Here is a 20,275-nt window from a genome sequence, read left to right as displayed (position 1 = left end):
GTAAAATAAACCCAATTGGTACAAAACACAATAGGTGGTATTTTTTATGCTAACAATTATTTCTCCATCCAAAACGCTTGATTATCAAACTCCTTTAATTACCAAACAACATAGCTTACCCAAATTTTTAGAATCAACTAAACAACTTATTGATATTTGTAAAAAACTTAGCAGTGATGACTTGGCTAAATTAATGTCGATCAGCCCAAAACTTGCCACTACCAATTATGAACGTTTTCAGAACTGGCATACTGACTTTAATTTTGATAATGCAAGGCAAGCTATTTTGGCTTTTAAAGGTGATGTTTATGAGGGTTTGCATGTAGAAGATTTTAATGATGCCGATCTAAAATTTGCACAATCTCATTTACGCATTTTATCAGGATTATATGGCTTGTTACGACCACTTGATTTAATTCAACCCTATCGTCTAGAAATGGGTATTCGCCTTAAAAATGGTAATAATACTAATCTATATCAATTTTGGGGTGATAAGTTAACAGAGTGTTTAAATCACGAGTTGATAAAATCAACCAATCCAACGTTAATTAATTTAGCTTCTAATGAATATTTCAAAGCAATTAAACAACTCAAAGCTAAGGTTATTCAACCCATCTTTTTAGATAAAAGTAAAAATGATTATAAAGTGATCAGCTTTTATGCTAAAAAAGCACGAGGTTTAATGAGTCGATTTATTATAAAAAATAGCATTAATAACAGTGACGATATTAAAAGTTTTAATTTAGAAGGCTACCAATTTGATTCAAAACGCTCAACTGAATTAGAATGGTACTTCACCCGAAATCACGCATAAAAGTAACATGGAATTTCTAATCACATTATGGCAACAGTTTTTAACTACATTGCCTCTGTTCGTTTTGATTTTATTAGGCTACATAGCAGTTAGAGCGGGTCGTTGGCAAAAAACGGTGACCGATAGTGTTACCAAATTTACGTTTTATATTGCCTTCCCAATTATGTTATTTCAGATTATGAGCCATTTTTCAGAACATTCTGAAATTGATGCCAATCTTTTGTTGGTCTTTTTTGGTGGCTCATTTATTGTGTTTGCATTAGGCTGTTTTATTGCGGTTAAATTTTTCAAACTCAATGGCTCGCAAAGTACCATGTTTGCAATGGGTGGAATTTATACCAATACTGTGTTTGTGGGCATACCAATTATCAAAATGTTATTAGGCGAAAAAGCCATTCCGATTGTTGCTATTATTGTGATTTTTAATGCGTTAATTTTATGGACATTAGCCACGGTATCCATCGAATTTGTCCAGATGGGAAAATTATCGACTAAAGGATTTATAAAAGCATTTAAAAATGTAGCAAAAAATCCGATTATTATTGGTATTTTTGCAGGAATAGTTGTCAATTATGTACACATTCCACTACCTTTCTTCATCAATCAAGCGACGAAGATGGTAAGCGATATGACAGCGCCTCTCTCATTAATCGTTTTAGGAATGGGGCTTGCTGAATATAAGATCCGCGATGATTTACCGATCACAATAGCCATTTGTGTTTTAAAACTATTTATCTTACCGATTGTGACCTATATTTTAGCGATAATAGTCGGATTACCACTTTTAGAACTGCAAGTTATTGTATTACTAAGTTCGGTATCAATTGCGATAAATTGTTATATGATGGCAAGACAGTTTGAGGTATTACAAGGTCCTATTGCTTCAAGTTTATTGATATCAACGGCATTATCATCCGTGACAACACCGCTAATTCTATCAATAATGTTACAGTTTGCTTAGAAAAATTAATTTGCCTCTAGCTTTTTGAATTTATGATGCAAGATCAAAGCAGAAACAATAATTGCACTACCTAGCGCAAATCGGCCCCAATCAATCGATTGGTGCCAAATAATAACATTAACTAAAATACCAGTTGGAATAACCAAATTATTCATAATGGCAAGCGTACCCGAATCGACTTTGGTTGCGCCATAATTCCATAAAAAATAGCATAACCCAGAAGCCACAACCCCAAGCCAAATAATTATCCCCCATTGTAATTGGGTAGTGGGTAGTTTTTCGGGATTGCCAAATAAAAACCAGCCAATACTAGCCACCAGTATTGCGCCTAAATAGACCCATGCAAAAGCTTGATGTTGCGGTAATGGATAAAGCTCCATAATACGTTTATATCCAACCTGCCCCAAGGCAAAAACTATATTAGCGCCCTGAATCAGGAGAAAACCGATAATAAAATCTCGACTAATATGATCGTAACGAATAACGGCTGCGCCAATTACAGCTATAACAGCGGTTAATAGGTAAACAAGTCTGAGTCGATGTCCTTGCAAGAAATCATAAATTAGCGTGACATAAATTGGCGTTGAAATAGTAAATAATAACACTTCAGGCACTGAAATATATTGGAAAGAGTTGTAATAAAAAAAGTACATAATACCTAATTGACAGGCACCAACGCCCATCAACAACACCATCTGTTTTACAGAAATACCTTTAAAGCGTAAAAAAGGAATAAAGGTTATAAAAGCCAGCAAGACGCGCATTACAACTGCAAACCACGTATCAACTTGCCCACTTAAATGAACAGCAATAAAACTAAATGAAAACGACCAAACTATCGTCACAAAAATAAGATAATACATATTAAATTCTTATTGATAAAAGAAAGTTTGGCATAGTATCAATTCGGCTTATTAATGTAAACAGTAATAAGGATGATATGTTTACTAATCAAAAAAAGTTGAGGAGCGGGGTTTTTGAAACATAAATTTAGTAACAAAAGTGCTAAAAATCGCTTTATTATGGCATAATGTGCGCCAAATCACAGTTTAGCCACTTCACTTTTAGCTTAAGGGAACGCTTTAAGTACGAGTTGCACAAATCAATTCGAGAGTAATTATCCGTGTTAACAACAAGTAATATCACAATGCAATTTGGCAGTAAGCCACTATTTGAAAACATTTCAGTAAAATTTGGTAATGGTAATCGTTATGGATTAATCGGCGCAAATGGTAGTGGTAAGTCCACGTTTATGAAAATTATTGGTGGTGATCTTGTGCCAACCTCAGGTAATGTTTCACTTGATCCACATGAACGATTAGGTAAACTTCGCCAAGATCAATTTGCTTTTGAAGAATATAGCGTACTTGATACCGTAATTATGGGGCACACCGAATTATGGCAAATTAAACAAGAGCGTGACCGTATCTATTCATTACCTGAAATGAGTGAGGAAGACGGTTTTAAGGTTGCAGATTTAGAAACCCAATATGCTGAAATGGACGGTTACAGCGCTGAATCACGTGCGGGTGAATTACTACTCGGTGTCGGTATACCAATTGAACAACATTACGGATTAATGAGTGAAATCGCTCCGGGTTGGAAATTGCGAGTATTATTAGCCCAAGCCCTATTTTCTAATCCAGATATTTTATTACTCGATGAACCGACCAATAACTTAGATATCGATACGATACGCTGGTTAGAAGATACCTTAAATGAACGTGAAAGCACGATGATTATCATATCGCACGATCGTCATTTTCTTAATATGGTCTGTACTCATATGGCTGATATGGATTACGGTGAATTACGTATCTATCCTGGTAATTATGATGATTATATGACCGCCTCTACTCAAGCGAGAGAACGGCTATTAGCGGATAATGCGAAAAAGAAAGCACAAATTAGTGAACTACAATCGTTTGTTAGTCGTTTTAGTGCTAATGCGGCAAAATCCAAACAAGCAACCTCACGTGCAAGACAAATCGAGAAAATCAAATTAGAAGAAGTGAAAGCATCAAGCCGACAAAATCCGTTTATTCGTTTTGAACAGGATAAAAAACTGTTTCGTAATGCTCTGGTCGTTGAAAATCTCACTAAAGGATTTGATAACGGACCACTATTTAAAAATCTCAATTTAATGGTTGAAGTTGGCGAAAAAGTGGCTATTTTGGGGACTAATGGTATTGGTAAAACTACCCTACTAAAAACCCTTATGGGCGAATTAGTGCCAGAACAAGGTGATATTAAATGGTCAGAAAATGCCAATATTGGCTATTACGCACAGGATCATGAATACGAATTTGACGAGGATCTAACCGTATTTGATTGGATGAGTCAATGGAAACAACCAACCGATGATGAACAAGCAGTGCGCAGCATTTTAGGTCGCTTATTATTTTCACAAGATGACATTAAAAAGCAAGTTAAAGTCCTATCTGGTGGTGAAAAAGGACGTATGTTATTTGGTAAATTAATGATGCAACGTCCAAACATTATTGTCATGGATGAACCAACCAACCATTTGGATATGGAATCAATTGAATCGTTAAATATGGCATTAGAGCTTTATCAAGGAACGCTATTTTTTGTGTCGCACGATCGTGAATTTGTTAGCTCACTTGCAACAAGAATTGTTGAAATCACGCCGGAAAAAGTCATTGATTATACCGGTAATTATGAGGATTATTTGCGTAGCCAAGGAATTGAGTAACGTTAAAATCCATAAAAATAGCCACATTAGTGGCTATTTTAGTATTTATTCAACTTAGAAATTAAAATTCTAATTCATCCCACCAAATATCAATTAAATTGCTGGTTTTGACATTTTTTAAGCCATGGCTTTCAAGCCATTTAGTGACAACGTCACGATTTTCTTCAGTGCAATTACCCAATTTTTGCGTACAAATGATACCTTTCCAGTTTAAATACCCGCTACCTTCGTAAGCCAAACCGTTTGCTTGTATTGCTTCAATGATGAATTGATCAACAACGTTATCAATAGTGTCTTCACTCGTCCCTTCGTCAAATGACCAACTTACGGTAAAACCTAACTCTTTAAACTCTTCAATATGTAATTTTTTTCTTAAACGACGACTGCGATTAACCTTAGCCATAATAATATCCTTCTACTTTAGAAAATTTAGTTAGTTTTAGAATATGTATGATGGCTAGATTGCTTCATACTATTCTGGTTATTTTTAGAAGTTCGAGTTTTATCAACACGTCTTCTTTTTGCTGGAGCAGGCTTGGCTTTTTTTGCTGGCTCCGCTTTAATTCGAGGATCGACTTCAAATCCTTGAGTAAAAATTTCTGGAATCGTTTTTTTAATCAATTTCTCAATTGATTTTAATTGAGCAAGCTCATCAATACAAACTAATGATATTGCCTGCCCCTGATTTTGTGCCCGTCCTGTTCGACCTATACGATGCACATAATCTTCTGCCACTTGTGGTAATTCATAATTGACAACATGAGGTAATAGCTCAATATCTAAACCTCTGGCAGCGATATCGGTAGCAACGAGGGCGCGTATTTGTCCTGACTTAAAATCAGCCAAAGCTTTAGTTCTTGCTCCTTGGCTTTTGTTACCATGAATTGCCGAGGCTTTAATACCATCTTTAGTAAGCTGTTCGGCAAGATGATTAGCGCCGTATTTCGTTCGCGTAAAAACTAATACCTGTTGCCATTGGTTTTTACCAATTAAATAAGAAAGAAGTTCACGTTTACGGCGTTTATCAACTCGGTGGATATATTGAGTAATTTGCTCAGATGCACTATTGGTTTTGGCTACAGCGATCGATTCGGGTGAATTTAAAATTGTATTAGCTAATGATTTTATTTCATCAGAGAATGTCGCTGAAAAAAGTAAGTTTTGTCGCTTTTTAGGTAATTTAGCGATCACTCGACGAATATCGTGAATAAAGCCCATGTCTAACATGCGATCCGCTTCATCAAGTACTAATATTTTTACTGTAGAGAGATCCACCGCATTTTGATGAACCAAATCTAACAACCGACCCGGTGTTGCAATTAAGATATCCACCCCACCGCGAAGTTTCATCATTTGAGGATTGATACTTACTCCACCAAACACCACCAAAGAACGAATAGATAGATATCGGCTATAATCCCGAATATTTTCACCTATTTGTGCAGCTAATTCACGAGTGGGCGCCAAAATTAGCGCATATAAAGGACGCTTTCCTCTTTTAGGTTCTGTATTAAATTGCTTTTCATGCAATTTTTGTAAAATAGGTAAACCAAACCCAGCTGTTTTTCCTGTACCAGTTTGAGCACTCGCCATTAAATCTTTACCTGACAAAATTACTGGAATAGCTTGTTGTTGAATGGGGGTTGGATCGGTATAGTTTTGTTCTTCAATAGCTTTTAAAATCTTGGCATCTAAGCCAAGAGAGTCAAATGACATGCAATGATTCCTAAATAAACGTGAAATAAATTATTCAAATCTATTATAAAGCAATTCAATAATAAATGTTTGAATATTTAACGAGGCATAGAACAGACACCATTTAGCGATTTATATTGGCAATGATTTTCTCTTTTTCTTCTCTATTAAAATTAGATAGATCAATCTAAACTCAATTTTGGGGCTGCCAAACAATGGTAATTAAATGCTTAATTATATTTTTTGTTTATTCATAAAGACTTTTAAAAAGTTTTAAGCTATATTTTTAACTAATCGAGTTAACTTTATTTAAATTTAAACTTAATTAGATTTAAATCAATTAATAGAATTTGATAAAATAAATGCCATGATTTTTAAAATGTTTTTTATAAAAAACATGCAGGTGATATTTATTATCATTCTCATTTATGTTACTATCTCGCTCCTAATCCCAATAAATTAATGGACTAAATATGTTTTTTAATTTCACTCGTATAAAAAATCTACTTTTAGCATTAGTTTTAGCTAGCGTCAGTATTAACTGTTTTGCTAAAGATGATATAACTTTTGCTAATTTTCGTGATATTCGTGACTTAAACCCTCATCTCTATTCCGGTGAAATGTGGGCGCAAAATATGTTGTATGAATCATTGGTTCATTATAACGAAGATGGCACTTTTTCACCTTGGCTTGCAGAAAGCTGGACTATTACTAACGAAGGTAAAACTTACACGTTCAAACTAAGAAAAGACGTGACATTTAGTGATGGCGCAAAATTTGATGCGCACAGTGCAAAACTGAATTGGGATGCCGTGTTATCAAACAAAGTTCGTCACACTTGGCTTGAAATGGTTCGCTTAATTACTGAAATCAAAGCAGTAGATGATTATACCCTACAAGTTAACCTTTCCGAACCCTATTACCCTTTTATGATTGAAATTGCCGTAACCCGACCGATGCGCTTTATTTCACCTAATTCTATGATTGATGGTGAAACTAAAAATGGCGTTAAATCTTACATTGGTACCGGCCCTTATGTATTAGGTGATCATAAGAAAGATCAATATGCAGTGTTTAACGCTAATCCAACTTATTGGGGAACTAAACCATTACTCAATAAAGTGACCATGAAAGTTATTGCTGATAACCAAAGCCGACTAATGGCACTCGAAAAAGGTGAAATCGATCTCATCTATGGTAAAAATATGGTTGATGCAGATTCATTTGAACGTTTTTCAACAATGGATAAGTTTCAGACTTTAATGTCTAAACCTGTATCTAGTCGAATTGTATTAATGAACACGACTCGTGACCAACTAAGTGATGTTAATGTCCGCCAAGCGATTGAACATATCATTAGTAAAAAAGATATTTCAGAAGGTATTTTCAATAATAGTGAAGCACCTGCTGATACTTTAATGGCAACCAATATTCCTTATGCTAATATTGGGTTAAAACCTTATGTATATGACACTAAATTAGCCGAAACGCTACTTGATAAAGCGGGTTGGGTAAAAGTTAAAGGCCAAAATTATCGTCAGAAAGATGGCAAACCTTTTGAAATCACACTTTATTATGATAGTAACACCGCTTCACAAAAAACAATTGCTCAATATATGCAAGATGAGTTTGAGCAAGTTGGATTAAAGCTTAATATTCACGGTGAAGAAGAGCAAGGTTATCGTGATCGCCAAAAAGCGGGGGATTTTGATATGGTATTTGATATCTCATGGGGTACACCATATGATCCACAATCATTTTTATCCGGTATGAAACTACCTGTTTATGGTGACTATATGGCTCAACAGGGCTTAAAAGAGAAACCGCAAATCGATGCAAGTATTAGTAAAGCATTGATCTCAACCGATGAAAAAGAGCGACAAGATCTTTTCCGTTACGTGCTTGAAACATTACATAATGAAGCGGTTTACATACCATTAACTTATGAACGAAATCGGGCTATTGCTGTTAAATCTTTAAAAGGAATTGAATTTGCGCCTTCTCAATTTGATATTCCATTTGAGAAAATGCATTTTTAGTACATAAATATTTTTAATCAATAATGTTAAATTATATTGTTAAACGTTTAACGATGATGATACCGATATTATTCGGTATCTCTTTTATCGCTTTTTTGCTTATCAATCTAGCCCCTTCCGATCCTGCTGAAGTTGCCTTACGGTTAAATGAAATAATGCCAACCCCAGATGCTATTGAAAGTATGCGTCAGGAATTAGGATTAAATAAACCTTTTTTTGAACGATATTTTACTTGGCTATATGACGTTTTACATCTTGATTTTGGGCGTTCGTTTATTCATCGTGACAGATTAGTTTGGGATGAAGTTATCCGTAGCTTAATTCCTACATTAGTTTTAGCAATGTCGTCATTTCTATTTACACTTATTGTCAGTTTAGTTTTAGGTGTGTTATGTGCAATCTTTGCTAATTCAGCATTCGATCATATTGTTCGAATTATTATTTTTTTAGGTACCGCAATGCCTAGTTATTGGTTAGGTTTGCTATTTATTTGGCTGTTTGCTACTTATTTAGATCTATTGCCAACCAACGGGTATGGAACCTGGCAGAACCTGATTTTACCGACATTAACTTTATCGTTTGTTTACATCTCAACGTATATTCGTTTTATCCGTAATAATATGCTGGAAAATATGCATAATTATTCGATCTTTTATGCCCGTAGTCGAGGTTTGAAAGAGAGAACAATCATTCTTAAGCATGTATTAGTCAATTCACTACATACCACAATTACTGCGTTAGGTATGACCATTCCTCAATTAATTGCAGGGTCTTTTGTTGTCGAATATATATTTTCTTGGCCTGGTTTAGGAAGATTATGTATAGCCGCTATTATGAATCGCGACTATCCAGTAATTCAGGCTTACATATTAATTATGGCCATTTTATTTGTAGTATGTAACTTTATTGTTGATGTTATTCATCAATGGTTAGATCCACGATTACGAAGTAATGGTGGCTCTGTATGAATTTAATTAAGCAAGTAATTAGCAATAAAACCGCTTTAGTTTGTTTGATAATCATCATTACAATAATTGTTTTAGGTATATTAGCGCCTTATATTGCACCTTTTGATCCAAATAAAGTTCGGATAGTGCGAAAATATGCCGCTATATCGAGCGAGCATTGGCTTGGTTGTGACCACCTTGGACGTGATATTTTTTCTCGGTTACTTTATGGTATCCGTTCTACCCTATTCTTATCTCTGTTAACCATGATTATCACAATAATTGTTGGTAGTATCATTGGTCTTATTTCTGGTTATCAACGAGGCAAACTTGACGAATGTATTATGCGTCTTTGTGACATCATGTTGTCATTTCCGAGCCAAGTGATGATTTTAGCTATAGTTGGTGTTTTAGGTGTGGGTATTGAAAACATTATTATTGCTAATATTGTAGTCAAATGGGCTTGGTATAGTCGAATGATCCGAAGTTCAGTAATTAAATATAGCAGAAAAAACTATATCCTTTTTTCACGAGCAATTGGTGCACCACATTCTTTTATCATTTATCGTCATTTATTGCCTAATGTCATGTCCGAAGTAGTTATATTGGCTACCTTAGACACTGGCTGGGTGATATTGAATATTTCAGCGTTATCCTTTATAGGATTAGGCGTCCAAGCGCCTACTGCCGAATGGGGACTAATGTTAAGTGAAGCAAAAAACGTAATGACTCAGCACCCTATGCAGATGGTTTATCCTGGTATAGCTATTTTAATTGTTGTAGCGGCATTTAATATGTTAGGTGATTGTCTACGAGATATCTTAGATCCTAAGGAAAAAACAGCATGAGTAGCCCATTGTTAGCAGTAAAGCAACTGACCGTTACGCTTAATAATGGTAACAAGTTACTTGATGATATATCTTTTACCGTCAATCATCATAAATGTTTAGGTATTGTTGGAGAAAGTGGCAGCGGTAAAAGTTTAACCTGCAAAGCAATCATCGGCTTATTAGAATCCTATTTTAGTGTGACAGGACAAATCCTGTTCAAACAGGCTAATTCAACTTTAGATCTGCTAAAACAGAATGAAAAGACATTAAGACCAATTCGCGGTAGTGCTATTTCGATAATATTACAACAACCTATGATTGCTTTTGATCCGCTTTATTGTATTGGCAAACAAGTAGTTGAAACCCTTCAAGCTCATCTCACTATCAATAAAAATGATGCTATTGCTAAAACCTTACTAATGATTGAAAATATAGGGCTCGATAATGCCAAAGAGATTTATAAAAAATACCCGCATCAGTTAAGTGGTGGTATGTTACAACGCATAATGATTGGTATGGCATTAGTACTTGAACCTGAGCTTATTATTGCCGATGAACCAACAACCGCATTAGATTCAATTAGTCAGTTTTATATTTTAAAAATGCTTGAAGAGATAAAATCTAAAACGACTATGATTTTTATTTCTCACGATTTAGGTGTAATTCATCATATAGCCGATGATATTATCGTAATGAATAAAGGTAAAATTGTTGAATCTGGCAGCCGTGATCAGATTTTTTATCATCCCAAACATGAATATACTCGTTACCTGATTGATACTCGCAAGCAATTATTGAATAAATTTAATACGGTTATTTACGCTAATAATCCAAATTTAATCTCGGAGACAATTTGATGCCACCGTTATTGCAAGTTGTAAATGTAAAAAAATCGTTTTTGAAGCCTGGTATATTTAGCCATAAAAAAAACACAATTATCAAAAATGTATCATTCGATTTAAAACAAGGTGAGTGTCTTGGTATTATTGGTGAAAGTGGTAGCGGAAAAAGTACATTAGGAAAACTAATTTTAGGCCTTGAGAAACCTGACAGTGGCAAAATCTATTTTAGCGGGCAAGATATTAACAAACGTACATGGAAAAAAGCAGCTGTACGCAAAAATATCAGTGCGGTATTTCAAGATTATAACTCTTCGGTTAATCCATATTTTAATGTCGGCCAAATTATTGCTGAGCCACTTGATATTTACGAAAAGCTATCAAAAGAGGAACGTCAGCATCGTATCAATGCGTTATTAGAACAAGTTGGATTAGACCATTCTTTTTATGAACGGTTTCCTCACGAAATGAGTGGTGGTCAATTACAGCGTGTCTGCATTGCCAGAGCAATAGCTTGCTCGCCTCAATTTATTTTATTTGATGAAGCGGTAAGCTCGTTGGATATTTCTGTTCAAAGCCAAATCTTAACATTACTTGCCGATCTACAAAAACAGCTAAATTTGACCAGTATCTTTATCACGCATGATTTAACTACAATTACTTATCTTTGTGATAAAGTTGCATTTTTTTATCAAGGTGAAATCGTGGAATACGTTGATAAAATAGAACAACTCAGTCAAGTTAAAAATCCTTATTCTAAACTGTTACTTGAATCAATTTTAGGTTTTTAAACAATGTCATCAACATCAAATTTGCAATATCAGTTTAAAGATTATATTAAATTAGTTATTCCATTTATTTTATCAACCATTACTACCCCTCTTCTTGGCGTGGTCGATACGGCTTTAGTCGGTCATTTACCCAATCCAGCTTTTATTGCTGGAATTGCGATAGGAACAGTAATATTTAATACTATTTATTGGTTATTTGGATTTTTAAGAGTAAGTACCACCGGTTTTGCCGCGCAAGCGTTGGATAATTGTTTGTTATTAAGATCGTCTCTTATACGGCCGCTTTTTATCGCAATCTTTTTAGGTTTGGCATTTATAATTTTTCAAAAATTGATTTTTGTTGCTTCAATGCACATCATCAAACCGAATCAAGATGTTCAACATTATGCTGATATCTATTTTTCTATATTAATTTGGGGGGCACCTTTTGTTCTGATTAATTATGTCCTAGTTGGCTGGTTAATGGGGATATCCAAAATAAAAGCCGTTCTGTTTTTACAAGTGTTTATTAATTTACTCAACATTTTGATGGCAGTAATTTTTGTTTGGTGGTTTCATTGGGACATTAAAGGCGTAGCATTTGCAACATTAATTGCACAAATATGTTGCACTTTAGTCGGTATTTGGTTTACCTGCCGTTATTTGCCTAAAAGTGAACAAAAAGTGGATTTAAGATCTATTTTGTCATGGCAATCATTAAAAGGTGTAATTCTAGTAAACACTAATTTAATGATTCGGACTATCTGCTTATTAATTGTAACTAACCACTTTATTTCTATTGGTTCAACGTTCAATACCGAAGTTTTAGCCGCCAATGCCATTTTATTTCAAGTTCACTATATGATGGCTTATCTATTTGATGGTTTTGCTAATGCTTCCAGCGTTTTCAGTGGACGAGCTAAAGGAAATAAAAATATCCACCTTTACAATCAAACTTTACGGTGGTCACTACAAGCCTGCATTATTTGCCCAATTATCTTAATTGCAATTTGGCTAACCTTCGATACAACCATCATAAAGTTATTAACCAATCAAACTAATATCATAACGCTATCGCTTCAATATCAATATTGGTTAATCATTTTTCCAATTGTTGCATCGGGTGGATTAATCTATTATGGTGTTTTTTCTGGAATCAGTTATACAACATCAATACGCGACTCAATGCTATTGGCGTTATTGGTTTGGTTTGTAGCACAATACATTGCTGTACCAATCTGGGGAAACCAGGGTTTATGGTTAGCTTATAATCTATTTAGTTTTGGTAGGTCGATATTTTTAATTATCTGGATTAAAAAATCACGAGCCTATATTTAATTAAAAATGATAGCCAAATAGAAAACGTACTGCTATTAAGCTATGTTTTCAGCCCCTTCAATAAGGGAGGGAATTTGCATTCATGATTCAATCATAGACAAATTTCTTTTATTGATAATGTGACAGGAATTTTTCGTTTATCACTAAATTCAAACTGAAAAATAAAGCCGATATCATATGTATTTAATACATTAAATACGTCTGGTTTATCACAAAACTGACCTTTTATTCCTAATCTAACATTTTCTATAAATTCATTTAGTGCGGTATTTTTGCTATCAGTTGACATTTTATATTCAAAAACAACATTATTGTTATTAGCTGAAATATTAGTTATTTCATAATCTGATTTGACTTTTAAAGGAAACTTTCCTTCATCGCCTAATAAAGATTTCTTTGCACTATCAGCTAATGCTTTAGAAATCTCAGCAGCATTATCTGTTCCAGACGCATGTACATTTGAAAATATTGCAAAACACAAAAACAAAATTGCCAATTTAATCACTTGCTTCATCATCAATACCTTAATCTAACAAATCTATATTTCCATTATTACAGTTTTAGAAATGATAACACATTTAAATTCTAACATAGTTTTATATAACTTTTTATTAAGTTGAAAGTTAATAATGTGAATATTTTCAACTGTTTTGATCTTACCTTAAACCAAAAAAGGTAACACATTGTGTTACCTTTTAAAGTCAAAAATTATTTTTTATTTGGATGAGGATCTTTAACTGAATCTCCTTGCCCACTAACTATATACCAACCATTTTTACTATGTGGTTTTTTATTATGATCCGGACAAGGGGGTAACGATTTCTTACTTTGGTTGGAATAAATATATCCACAGTCAGCACATTTATAAGTGCCAGCTGAAACATCACTACCGTATGCAGCAAATTTTTGTACCATTATAAGCTCCTCCAGTATATTTAAGATAAGCGAATGCTTATCAGTGATAGTTATAAGCTCTGATTAAAAAAAAAGCAAGTATGTTTTTAATCATAGTCGATACAATCGTTCTTAATTAAATAATTTAATGGTTGTTTGATTTTAATTGGAATACATATGAAAACTTAATATATTTGTTGATAAAAAAGTTTGCTCCTACTCAATAATCAATGATTTTTCCCTTCCAAAAGTTTTTAGTGTTTGACTATAGAGATAAAAACCCTCATATCAAACTATCTTTAAAAAACGTTTCTAATTTATCAAAGGGAATTTTATTGGTGGTATTATCATATAAATCAATATGCACTGCATTAGGAATAATCATTAATTCTTTATTTTTACTGCCAACCATTTTAAACGCATCTTCTGAAAAGTAACGAGAATGCGCTTTTTCACCGGCGATAATTAATGTTGGGCACTCAATTTCATGGGCATGATTCAATAACGACTGATTAATAAATGAAAGTGGCATACTTAACACCCATGAACCATTCGGATTTGAATTGACAGAACGAATATGAAAACCACGTTTAGTGGTATAAAAACGAGAATAATCTGCAATAAATTGTGGTGTTTCATCCGTGATTTGATCAACGGTAATATTGTTTCTTGGATTCAACGTGGCATAACTATTTTGTGAATCGTCCCAGCGGCTATTATTCAATGACTGTTTCATTGCTAATCGTTGCCCTTCTGTCATGCTATCATTATAACCTTTAGGAATAACTCGACTCATATCGTACATGACAACGGTTGCTACCGCTTTAATTCGAGTATCAATTGATGAAGCATTTAAAGCCATACCACCCCAACCACAAATCCCCAAAATGCCAATGAGCTCCCGCTCAACGCAATCTATAGATCCAAGATAATCGATAGCGGCACTAAAATCTTCGGTATTGATTTCAACAGATGCTTGATTACGCGGTAATCCACTGCTTTCACCAGTAAAAGAGGGATCAAATGCCAAAGCAATAAATCCTCGCTCTGCTAAAGTTTGCGCATAAAAACCCGATACCTGCTCTTTTACGGCGCCAAATGGTCCTGCGACAACAATAGCAGATAATTTATCTGGGCTGTTTTTTGGGCGATATAGATCTGCGGCAAGCGTAATGCCATAACGATTTTTAAACGTGACTTTAAAATGCTCAACTTTATCACTTTGCAGAAAAATCTTATCCCAACGTTGTTCTAACTGAATTGTCTGAGGTGGAACTGTAATTTGAGAATGTATATCATTCATGTCAATCTCTCACATTGAAATTAATGTTTTAAATCTAGTTAATTAGCATAATTTTTGGAAATCTTCTTCAGACACCGCTTCACACCATTCATTATAGGTATCCTCACCCAGCACTTCGATAGCGATATGGCTAAACCATGAGTCAATCTTAGCGCCATGCCAATGTTTTACATTCGCAGGAATGGTGATAACCATACCGGGTTCTAAACTTATTGGCTTATCCCCATATTTTTGATACCAACCGCTACCAGCTATACATAATAAAATTTGCCCCCCACCTTGCGATGCATGATGAATATGCCAATTATTTCGACAGCCAGGTTCAAATGTGACATTTGCAACTAATAAGGGAGACTTTGCTGTTAATAAATTTAGGTAGGATTGACCAATAAAATATTTAGCATAATTTACATTCGGTTCACCCTGTCCAAATAAATTATGTTTTTCAAATTCAGATTGACTGATTATTTTCATAATAACTATCCTCGTCAGGAAATGATTTAAAGCTATCTGTGTAATAAAACTTATTTTGTGAAACACGGATGTATTTACTATATCCATTTGGTTGTAATTTTTTATTGGCCTTTTACTGCACGGTTGAATCGTTCAAATTCGATTTCACCAATTTTTGATTTTAAAATATTCGCAATGCCATCTAATTGAGTGGGAGATACCCCGACATTTTGCGCAATTTGAACATGAGATTTAATCTGACTATCGGCACCTTGCAAGGTTGATAGCGCGGCTAATGTCGCTATCTCTCTATCTTCATAACTTAAAATATCTCGACCAAAAATATCGCCAAAAAGATGAGCTTTTAAAAATTGATCAATAGTAGGTGAAAAATCCATAATGCCACCCGTAACCGGTTTGCCTACAACTTTTGTTTGAATTTTTGTACCCAACTCTAAAGCGCTTAAATTAGTCGGTAATAGTGCTGAAGTAGAACCAACTGTGTCAGTAATGTCTTCTTTTTGACGTTCTTCTAGTAGCGCTTTAAAGGCACTCAAACCATTTAAACTTCTTGGAAAACCTACATAGGCATAAAGTTGAACTAAAATTTCTTTAATTTCATTGATGGTTAATCCTTGATTCAATCCATCAATGAAAGCTTGCTTTAAGCCAATCATATCGCCTTTAGACATAAAAGCGGAAATAGTAACAATCGATCCTTTTTTTGGTGTTAAAATATTCATAGCCTTTGCCCTTAAACAATTAGTTAATACTGCAAACTTTTGCTAACCACCCTAGATTTTGACTATTAAGTGCGACTAAAAATGATAGATAATTTATTAGATGCTGATGCTAATGTATTTCACTTCGTTTTTTATTATTTTAAGATCTGCTAATAATATCCAATAGAGCCGATCCTGCCAAAAAGTTGCCTAATCCTATCAGAAATCATATGCTAATAGAGAAATTTAAATAAATAGAGAAATCTCTATGTTAAAAAAAGAAATTAAAAAAATAATGCTAAAAAGAATGCCAACTGTGGGGGACTATCCAACACAAATTAAAAACTTTGGCATTTATAGGCGTGAAGTTGGCAAAAATAAAGATATCTGTTTAGAAAATTGTTTTTATCATCCTATGATTACAATGATAATACAAGGTGAAAAAAGCTCTCTGCTTGGCACCAAACTTTATCATTATAAAGAAGGTGATTATCTTATAACCTCGATTGATATTCCAACGATAAATACAATTAAAAATGCAACGACGAAAGCCCCATTCCTTTCATTGTCACTTTTGATTGATAATAATTTAATTAAAGAGTTATTAATACAATACCCAGAATTAAATAAACCTTCGCAACAAAGTTTTAATGGTATTATTATCTCAAAGGCGGAAGATGATCTAATCAATGCTTTTTATCGATTGCTTAAGTTGCTGGATAAACCTGAACAAATTTCGGTTTTAGCACCACTAATCATAAAAGAAATTCATTATCTACTCTTAATCGGTCCATTTGGTGAAGCGCTAATATCAATTTGTATGCCAGAAACAAGAAGTTATCGTATTGCGAATACGATAGATTGGCTAAAAGAACATTTTAGAGAGCCGATAAAAATGGAACAATTAGCCAATCAAGCGAATATGTCACTCTCTAGCTTTTATCGTCATTTTAAAAAAGTAACAAGTTTAAGCCCATTGCAGTTTCAAAAACAACTAAGATTACATGAAGGCCGGCGTTTAATGGTCAGCGAGAATATGACTGCGATTCAAGCCAGCTTAAAAATCGGTTACGAAAGTACAACACAATTTAATCGAGAATATAAAAACTTATTCAACCAAACACCCTTGCAAGATGTGCTAAAAATACGCAAAGGTTCTCAACGAAGATAAATTAAAGTTGAGGAGTGGTGTTTTTGATTTGGGATTAGTTGAAAATACGGCGGAAATATTAGCTGTTATCAATTTTGTTTCATTTGCTTTTAGTAACTACAGTGGCAATTATTGTTAATTAGTTTCCTAATATTCCCCCAATTTTAAATAAGAAAAATAGAGGCTATAAACTGCCAAGAGACAGCGAACTTATTTCCTGAGGATGTTTTATTAGGCTAACTCTCGATCATAGATATGGATATAAAAAACCCGTAAATTATATCGGGCGCAGTTACCACTATTCGAATGTGGTTTGAGTACTTTTTAAAAATACATATTAAAATAATAAATAAGGTCAACTAATATTAGTTTATTGAATGCCAAGAAGCTCGAAAACTGCAAAAAATCGGCTGGGGTTATTGCTGGTATTCAGGTAGGAATTCTCCTTAACCATTAGCCAACCATTTTAATTGAGCCCCTTTTCAATTTAAACTCCCAGTCTTTCAACATACTCTGAATCCAATTCAAGGACTTTAGTAAAAAATTGGTGTAGGCTGTATTCTCTTCCGGCGTATTGAATATAAGATTTGAAGTTTTCAATTTTAAATGTACGTTCATCTTTGCTTTCAAAACAGTAACCAGTGAAAAAAAGCTCGTTAGATGAATTTATTTGGACTCTATCTAATAATAATTCTTTATTGACGTTGGAATGTTTAAATGAAATCGTAAACAAGTCTGAATTCCATATTGTGGTCAAGTTATTTCTAAAATTATCAGTATCTAATTCTTGCTGTTCGTAATCAACAGAATCTTCAGAATTGGTTGAATAATTGAATGAAGTGTCTTGAGACGATGCTTTTTCTAAATTTAAATTTTTGTGCGCCTTATAATTTAAAAATTTCTTGCCTATTCCACATATTCCTCGAACTAACAAAATCAAACAACAAACAATAAATGAAATAACGGAAATACCGGCTAAAGCAACCATTGTTGGATTTGGAGGCGAATCATCATTAGGAAAAGTAATGATATAGATGGCAAAAATTATTAAACTAAAAATTAAAACCTTCTTTACGGTGATCTTATATGCTCGCATTATTTATTTCCTATCAAATCAATCTAGCTTTAAATTCATAAAACGCTTGATCGACTATTTTATTCTTTTTCCAAGTTGAACCCTCTTCCAACTTTCTCAACATTCCATCAGAAAATAGATTCATTAAGGTCTAAACGGCACTTAGTTCTAATTTCATGCTGAAACCATAAACCTTGATAATCCAATCAATCGCCCCGCTTTTTTAAAAATTGATTTTCATACATGAATTTCTGATTCACTTTTATATATAACAATAAATGAAATTTAATATTCTATCTTAAAGTTAATTGGTTACAAATATAACCATTAATGTAATATTTTTTTATTGTGAGTACTATTATGAAACATCTACCAAGATAATTCCTCTTTATCAGCTTTATTGTTTTCTTCATACATCATTAGTATGGTGCTATAACTACACATATCTATACCACTATTACAATAATCTTTAATTACTTGATCCATTATTTTTCTATTTGTGGCCCTAGTTGCTTTTTTAAATGCATCTAAATTCTCTTGCTCCATCATTCTCAAATTGGAAGGTTGGCACATGTCAATTTGTTCACAATAATCTTTCTTTACGTTATCCTTAATATATTCGATAACTTCTTGCTTTTGGGCCTCTGAACCATCAAAGTCCATTGGATGAATAAATTTAGCTTGCGCAGCTGTCGAAAATAATATCGAAAGTAAAATTGTCCTTTTCAACATAAAATCTCCTTTTTTGACTATTAATTTTAATTAAAAATTTTCTTTGCTACCATAAATCAATCTTACATTTAATTTACTAATTCGATATTAACATAGGTTAATAAATAACGCCCATGTTAAACTTTAAAAATCTATAAAAAACAAAACAGAAATAATGTTCAAACCAATCTAGTATTGTTTATACTAATCTGAAACTTATTAATGATAGCTTAATTTAATTATGATAAAAATTATCGTGTTATTTATATTTACCGCTTTAGCTGAAATTTCAGGCTGTTATTTTGTTTATATTTGGGCTAAAAAAGTGGTTTCTGCCTGGTTTCTTATACCGGCGGCATTATGCCTTATGTTATTTGCTTGGTTACTTACTTTACACCCTGAAGCTAGTGGTCGAATTTATGCAACATATGGTGGTATTTATGTAGTAGCTTCCATTATTTGGCTTAAGTTAGTCGATCATGTCAAACTATCAACTTTTGATTTAATCGGTTCCATGATCATCCTACTCGGAACGCTTGTTATTATTTTGGGTTGGAGAACATAAAATTAATTGTTTAATTAAATTGATATATCCTACTCTTTTAATAAAAAAATAAGCCAAGTCTATTAATTAATTTTTAGTAAACATGTAAAGTTGAAAGAATTAGATTACATTGAATTTATATAATTAGATTATTTTAAGAAGATGATTATAGACAATTTGTTAACTATGTAGTTTTTGAATTGGTGGCCCCTACTGGACTTGAACCAGTGACCAATCGATTATGAGTCGACTGCTCTGACCAACTGAGCTAAGGGGCCATTTGGATGTGCTACTGACTTAGTAGGGTTGCGATTATAATAGAGTTAAAATTAATTTGCTACATTTAATTAACTAAATAGGTTGATTTGGTTAATTATTAAACTGAAACCTATTATCATTTCATCATTTGTAATAAGCGATATTTTTTAGTTAATTAACCTGCTACAATGATCTAAATTATTATTACTCGTTATA

General features: G+C 33.4%; 21 protein-coding genes and 1 tRNA gene. 11 read left to right on the top strand and 11 right to left on the bottom strand.

Annotated features, from left to right (window positions below):
- Nucleotides 1-46 precede the first annotated feature (46 nt).
- Both yaaA and J3U09_RS00455 read left to right on the top strand, forming a co-directional pair.
- Nucleotides 47-814 carry a peroxide stress protein YaaA gene (gene yaaA / locus J3U09_RS00460; RefSeq protein WP_267356644.1) on the top strand — a complete coding sequence of 256 codons (768 nt, stop codon included), beginning with the start codon at nucleotides 47-49 and terminating at the stop codon, nucleotides 812-814.
- 7 nt (nucleotides 815-821) lie between these two features.
- The gene (locus J3U09_RS00455; protein WP_065562079.1) at nucleotides 822-1,775 is read left to right on the top strand and encodes an AEC family transporter; all 954 of its coding nucleotides are present in this window, start codon (nucleotides 822-824) and stop codon (nucleotides 1,773-1,775) included.
- A 5-nt stretch (nucleotides 1,776-1,780) separates the two neighbouring features.
- Here the strand turns inward: J3U09_RS00455 and J3U09_RS00450 are convergent, their stop codons facing one another.
- Complete coding sequence (locus tag J3U09_RS00450) at nucleotides 1,781-2,638, bottom strand: carboxylate/amino acid/amine transporter (protein WP_065734082.1); 858 nt, start codon at nucleotides 2,636-2,638, stop codon at nucleotides 1,781-1,783.
- A gap of 260 nt (nucleotides 2,639-2,898) precedes the next feature.
- Here J3U09_RS00450 and J3U09_RS00445 point away from each other — a divergent pair, with 260 nt between their 5' ends.
- A complete protein-coding gene (locus tag J3U09_RS00445; RefSeq protein WP_220226014.1) occupies nucleotides 2,899-4,491 on the top strand; it encodes an ABC-F family ATPase in 1,593 nt (530 codons plus the stop codon).
- Between the two features lie 61 nt (nucleotides 4,492-4,552).
- On the opposite strand, the gene J3U09_RS00440 is transcribed toward J3U09_RS00445, so the two are convergent.
- Together J3U09_RS00440 and rhlE are read right to left on the bottom strand one after the other, a co-directional pair.
- Nucleotides 4,553-4,894: a YggL family protein gene (locus J3U09_RS00440; RefSeq protein ID WP_065562082.1), complete on the bottom strand. Its 342-nt coding sequence runs from the start codon at nucleotides 4,892-4,894 to the stop codon at nucleotides 4,553-4,555.
- A gap of 26 nt (nucleotides 4,895-4,920) precedes the next feature.
- Nucleotides 4,921-6,207: an ATP-dependent RNA helicase RhlE gene (gene rhlE, locus J3U09_RS00435; RefSeq protein ID WP_220226013.1), complete on the bottom strand. Its 1,287-nt coding sequence runs from the start codon at nucleotides 6,205-6,207 to the stop codon at nucleotides 4,921-4,923.
- Nucleotides 6,208-6,659: 452 nt separating this feature from the next.
- Between rhlE and nikA the strand changes: the two genes are divergently transcribed.
- The 6 genes from nikA to J3U09_RS00405 are packed head-to-tail and all read left to right on the top strand — an operon-like array spanning nucleotide 6,660 to nucleotide 12,949.
- Nucleotides 6,660-8,225 carry a nickel ABC transporter substrate-binding protein gene (gene nikA, locus J3U09_RS00430; protein WP_267331901.1) on the top strand — a complete coding sequence of 522 codons (1,566 nt, stop codon included), beginning with the start codon at nucleotides 6,660-6,662 and terminating at the stop codon, nucleotides 8,223-8,225.
- A 23-nt stretch (nucleotides 8,226-8,248) separates the two neighbouring features.
- Nucleotides 8,249-9,193, top strand: a complete 945-nt coding sequence (opp1B, locus tag J3U09_RS00425) for a nickel/cobalt ABC transporter permease (protein ID WP_065734078.1) — start codon at nucleotides 8,249-8,251, stop codon at nucleotides 9,191-9,193.
- The gene (gene opp1C, locus J3U09_RS00420) at nucleotides 9,190-10,020 is read left to right on the top strand and encodes a nickel/cobalt ABC transporter permease (RefSeq protein ID WP_065734077.1); all 831 of its coding nucleotides are present in this window, start codon (nucleotides 9,190-9,192) and stop codon (nucleotides 10,018-10,020) included. The genes opp1B and opp1C overlap by 4 nt, the downstream gene beginning before the upstream one ends.
- Nucleotides 10,017-10,859 carry an ABC transporter ATP-binding protein gene (locus J3U09_RS00415; protein WP_065734076.1) on the top strand — a complete coding sequence of 281 codons (843 nt, stop codon included), beginning with the start codon at nucleotides 10,017-10,019 and terminating at the stop codon, nucleotides 10,857-10,859. The genes opp1C and J3U09_RS00415 overlap by 4 nt, the downstream gene beginning before the upstream one ends.
- Nucleotides 10,859-11,632, top strand: a complete 774-nt coding sequence (locus J3U09_RS00410; protein WP_267331051.1) for an ABC transporter ATP-binding protein — start codon at nucleotides 10,859-10,861, stop codon at nucleotides 11,630-11,632. Before J3U09_RS00415 ends, J3U09_RS00410 begins: the two co-directional genes overlap by 1 nt.
- A 3-nt stretch (nucleotides 11,633-11,635) precedes the next feature.
- Nucleotides 11,636-12,949: an MATE family efflux transporter gene (locus J3U09_RS00405; RefSeq protein ID WP_220226008.1), complete on the top strand. Its 1,314-nt coding sequence runs from the start codon at nucleotides 11,636-11,638 to the stop codon at nucleotides 12,947-12,949.
- Between the two features lie 91 nt (nucleotides 12,950-13,040).
- Here J3U09_RS00405 and J3U09_RS00400 read toward each other — a convergent pair whose 3' ends face one another.
- The 5 genes from J3U09_RS00400 to J3U09_RS00380 form a co-directional block, all read right to left on the bottom strand.
- Complete coding sequence (locus J3U09_RS00400; RefSeq protein WP_267356642.1) at nucleotides 13,041-13,466, bottom strand: hypothetical protein; 426 nt, start codon at nucleotides 13,464-13,466, stop codon at nucleotides 13,041-13,043.
- Between the two features lie 191 nt (nucleotides 13,467-13,657).
- The gene (locus J3U09_RS00395; protein ID WP_065562090.1) at nucleotides 13,658-13,864 is read right to left on the bottom strand and encodes a hypothetical protein; all 207 of its coding nucleotides are present in this window, start codon (nucleotides 13,862-13,864) and stop codon (nucleotides 13,658-13,660) included.
- Nucleotides 13,865-14,126: 262 nt separating this feature from the next.
- On the bottom strand, nucleotides 14,127-15,146 hold the full coding sequence (locus tag J3U09_RS00390; protein ID WP_267356640.1) for an alpha/beta hydrolase: 1,020 nt from the start codon (nucleotides 15,144-15,146) through the stop codon (nucleotides 14,127-14,129).
- Between the two features lie 42 nt (nucleotides 15,147-15,188).
- The gene (locus tag J3U09_RS00385; RefSeq protein ID WP_267356638.1) at nucleotides 15,189-15,620 is read right to left on the bottom strand and encodes a cupin domain-containing protein; all 432 of its coding nucleotides are present in this window, start codon (nucleotides 15,618-15,620) and stop codon (nucleotides 15,189-15,191) included.
- A gap of 101 nt (nucleotides 15,621-15,721) precedes the next feature.
- On the bottom strand, nucleotides 15,722-16,342 hold the full coding sequence (locus tag J3U09_RS00380) for a carboxymuconolactone decarboxylase family protein (RefSeq protein WP_267356636.1): 621 nt from the start codon (nucleotides 16,340-16,342) through the stop codon (nucleotides 15,722-15,724).
- Nucleotides 16,343-16,589: 247 nt separating this feature from the next.
- On the opposite strand from J3U09_RS00380, the gene J3U09_RS00375 reads away from it, so the two are divergent.
- On the top strand, nucleotides 16,590-17,492 hold the full coding sequence (locus J3U09_RS00375; RefSeq protein ID WP_267356634.1) for an AraC family transcriptional regulator: 903 nt from the start codon (nucleotides 16,590-16,592) through the stop codon (nucleotides 17,490-17,492).
- A gap of 466 nt (nucleotides 17,493-17,958) precedes the next feature.
- Here J3U09_RS00375 and J3U09_RS00370 read toward each other — a convergent pair whose 3' ends face one another.
- Together J3U09_RS00370 and J3U09_RS00365 are read right to left on the bottom strand one after the other, a co-directional pair.
- Nucleotides 17,959-18,567 carry a hypothetical protein gene (locus J3U09_RS00370; RefSeq protein WP_267331890.1) on the bottom strand — a complete coding sequence of 203 codons (609 nt, stop codon included), beginning with the start codon at nucleotides 18,565-18,567 and terminating at the stop codon, nucleotides 17,959-17,961.
- A gap of 348 nt (nucleotides 18,568-18,915) precedes the next feature.
- On the bottom strand, nucleotides 18,916-19,278 hold the full coding sequence (locus J3U09_RS00365; protein ID WP_267356633.1) for a hypothetical protein: 363 nt from the start codon (nucleotides 19,276-19,278) through the stop codon (nucleotides 18,916-18,918).
- 220 nt (nucleotides 19,279-19,498) lie between these two features.
- Here J3U09_RS00365 and J3U09_RS00360 point away from each other — a divergent pair, with 220 nt between their 5' ends.
- Nucleotides 19,499-19,822 (top strand): YnfA family protein, encoded by a 324-nt coding sequence (locus tag J3U09_RS00360; protein ID WP_267356632.1) that lies wholly within the window; start codon nucleotides 19,499-19,501, stop codon nucleotides 19,820-19,822.
- 180 nt (nucleotides 19,823-20,002) lie between these two features.
- Here the strand turns inward: J3U09_RS00360 and J3U09_RS00355 are convergent.
- Nucleotides 20,003-20,079 (bottom strand) — tRNA-Ile (locus tag J3U09_RS00355).
- Between the last annotated feature and the right edge of the window lie 196 nt (nucleotides 20,080-20,275).

The sequence above is a fragment of the Gilliamella sp. B2889 genome, assembly GCF_026536885.1.
GTDB lineage: Bacteria > Pseudomonadota > Gammaproteobacteria > Enterobacterales > Orbaceae > Gilliamella > Gilliamella apicola_E.
The sequence above is the reverse complement of the archived record's forward strand: the minus strand, read 5'-3'. Positions and strand labels throughout refer to the sequence as shown.

Coding starts and splice junctions, on each gene's coding strand:
- J3U09_RS00375 (WP_267356634.1), top strand. CDS start 16,590: ATGTTAAAAAAAGAAATTAAAAAAATAATGCTAAAAAGAATGCCAACT.
- J3U09_RS00365 (WP_267356633.1), bottom strand. CDS start 19,278: ATGTTGAAAAGGACAATTTTACTTTCGATATTATTTTCGACAGCTGCG.
- J3U09_RS00400 (WP_267356642.1), bottom strand. CDS start 13,466: ATGATGAAGCAAGTGATTAAATTGGCAATTTTGTTTTTGTGTTTTGCA.
- opp1B (WP_065734078.1), top strand. CDS start 8,249: ATGTTAAATTATATTGTTAAACGTTTAACGATGATGATACCGATATTA.
- nikA (WP_267331901.1), top strand. CDS start 6,660: ATGTTTTTTAATTTCACTCGTATAAAAAATCTACTTTTAGCATTAGTT.
- J3U09_RS00405 (WP_220226008.1), top strand. CDS start 11,636: ATGTCATCAACATCAAATTTGCAATATCAGTTTAAAGATTATATTAAA.
- J3U09_RS00380 (WP_267356636.1), bottom strand. CDS start 16,342: ATGAATATTTTAACACCAAAAAAAGGATCGATTGTTACTATTTCCGCT.
- J3U09_RS00360 (WP_267356632.1), top strand. CDS start 19,499: ATGATAAAAATTATCGTGTTATTTATATTTACCGCTTTAGCTGAAATT.
- J3U09_RS00415 (WP_065734076.1), top strand. CDS start 10,017: ATGAGTAGCCCATTGTTAGCAGTAAAGCAACTGACCGTTACGCTTAAT.
- opp1C (WP_065734077.1), top strand. CDS start 9,190: ATGAATTTAATTAAGCAAGTAATTAGCAATAAAACCGCTTTAGTTTGT.
- J3U09_RS00390 (WP_267356640.1), bottom strand. CDS start 15,146: ATGAATGATATACATTCTCAAATTACAGTTCCACCTCAGACAATTCAG.
- J3U09_RS00370 (WP_267331890.1), bottom strand. CDS start 18,567: ATGCGAGCATATAAGATCACCGTAAAGAAGGTTTTAATTTTTAGTTTA.
- J3U09_RS00455 (WP_065562079.1), top strand. CDS start 822: ATGGAATTTCTAATCACATTATGGCAACAGTTTTTAACTACATTGCCT.
- J3U09_RS00395 (WP_065562090.1), bottom strand. CDS start 13,864: ATGGTACAAAAATTTGCTGCATACGGTAGTGATGTTTCAGCTGGCACT.
- J3U09_RS00450 (WP_065734082.1), bottom strand. CDS start 2,638: ATGTATTATCTTATTTTTGTGACGATAGTTTGGTCGTTTTCATTTAGT.
- yaaA (WP_267356644.1), top strand. CDS start 47: ATGCTAACAATTATTTCTCCATCCAAAACGCTTGATTATCAAACTCCT.
- rhlE (WP_220226013.1), bottom strand. CDS start 6,207: ATGTCATTTGACTCTCTTGGCTTAGATGCCAAGATTTTAAAAGCTATT.
- J3U09_RS00440 (WP_065562082.1), bottom strand. CDS start 4,894: ATGGCTAAGGTTAATCGCAGTCGTCGTTTAAGAAAAAAATTACATATT.
- J3U09_RS00385 (WP_267356638.1), bottom strand. CDS start 15,620: ATGAAAATAATCAGTCAATCTGAATTTGAAAAACATAATTTATTTGGA.
- J3U09_RS00410 (WP_267331051.1), top strand. CDS start 10,859: ATGCCACCGTTATTGCAAGTTGTAAATGTAAAAAAATCGTTTTTGAAG.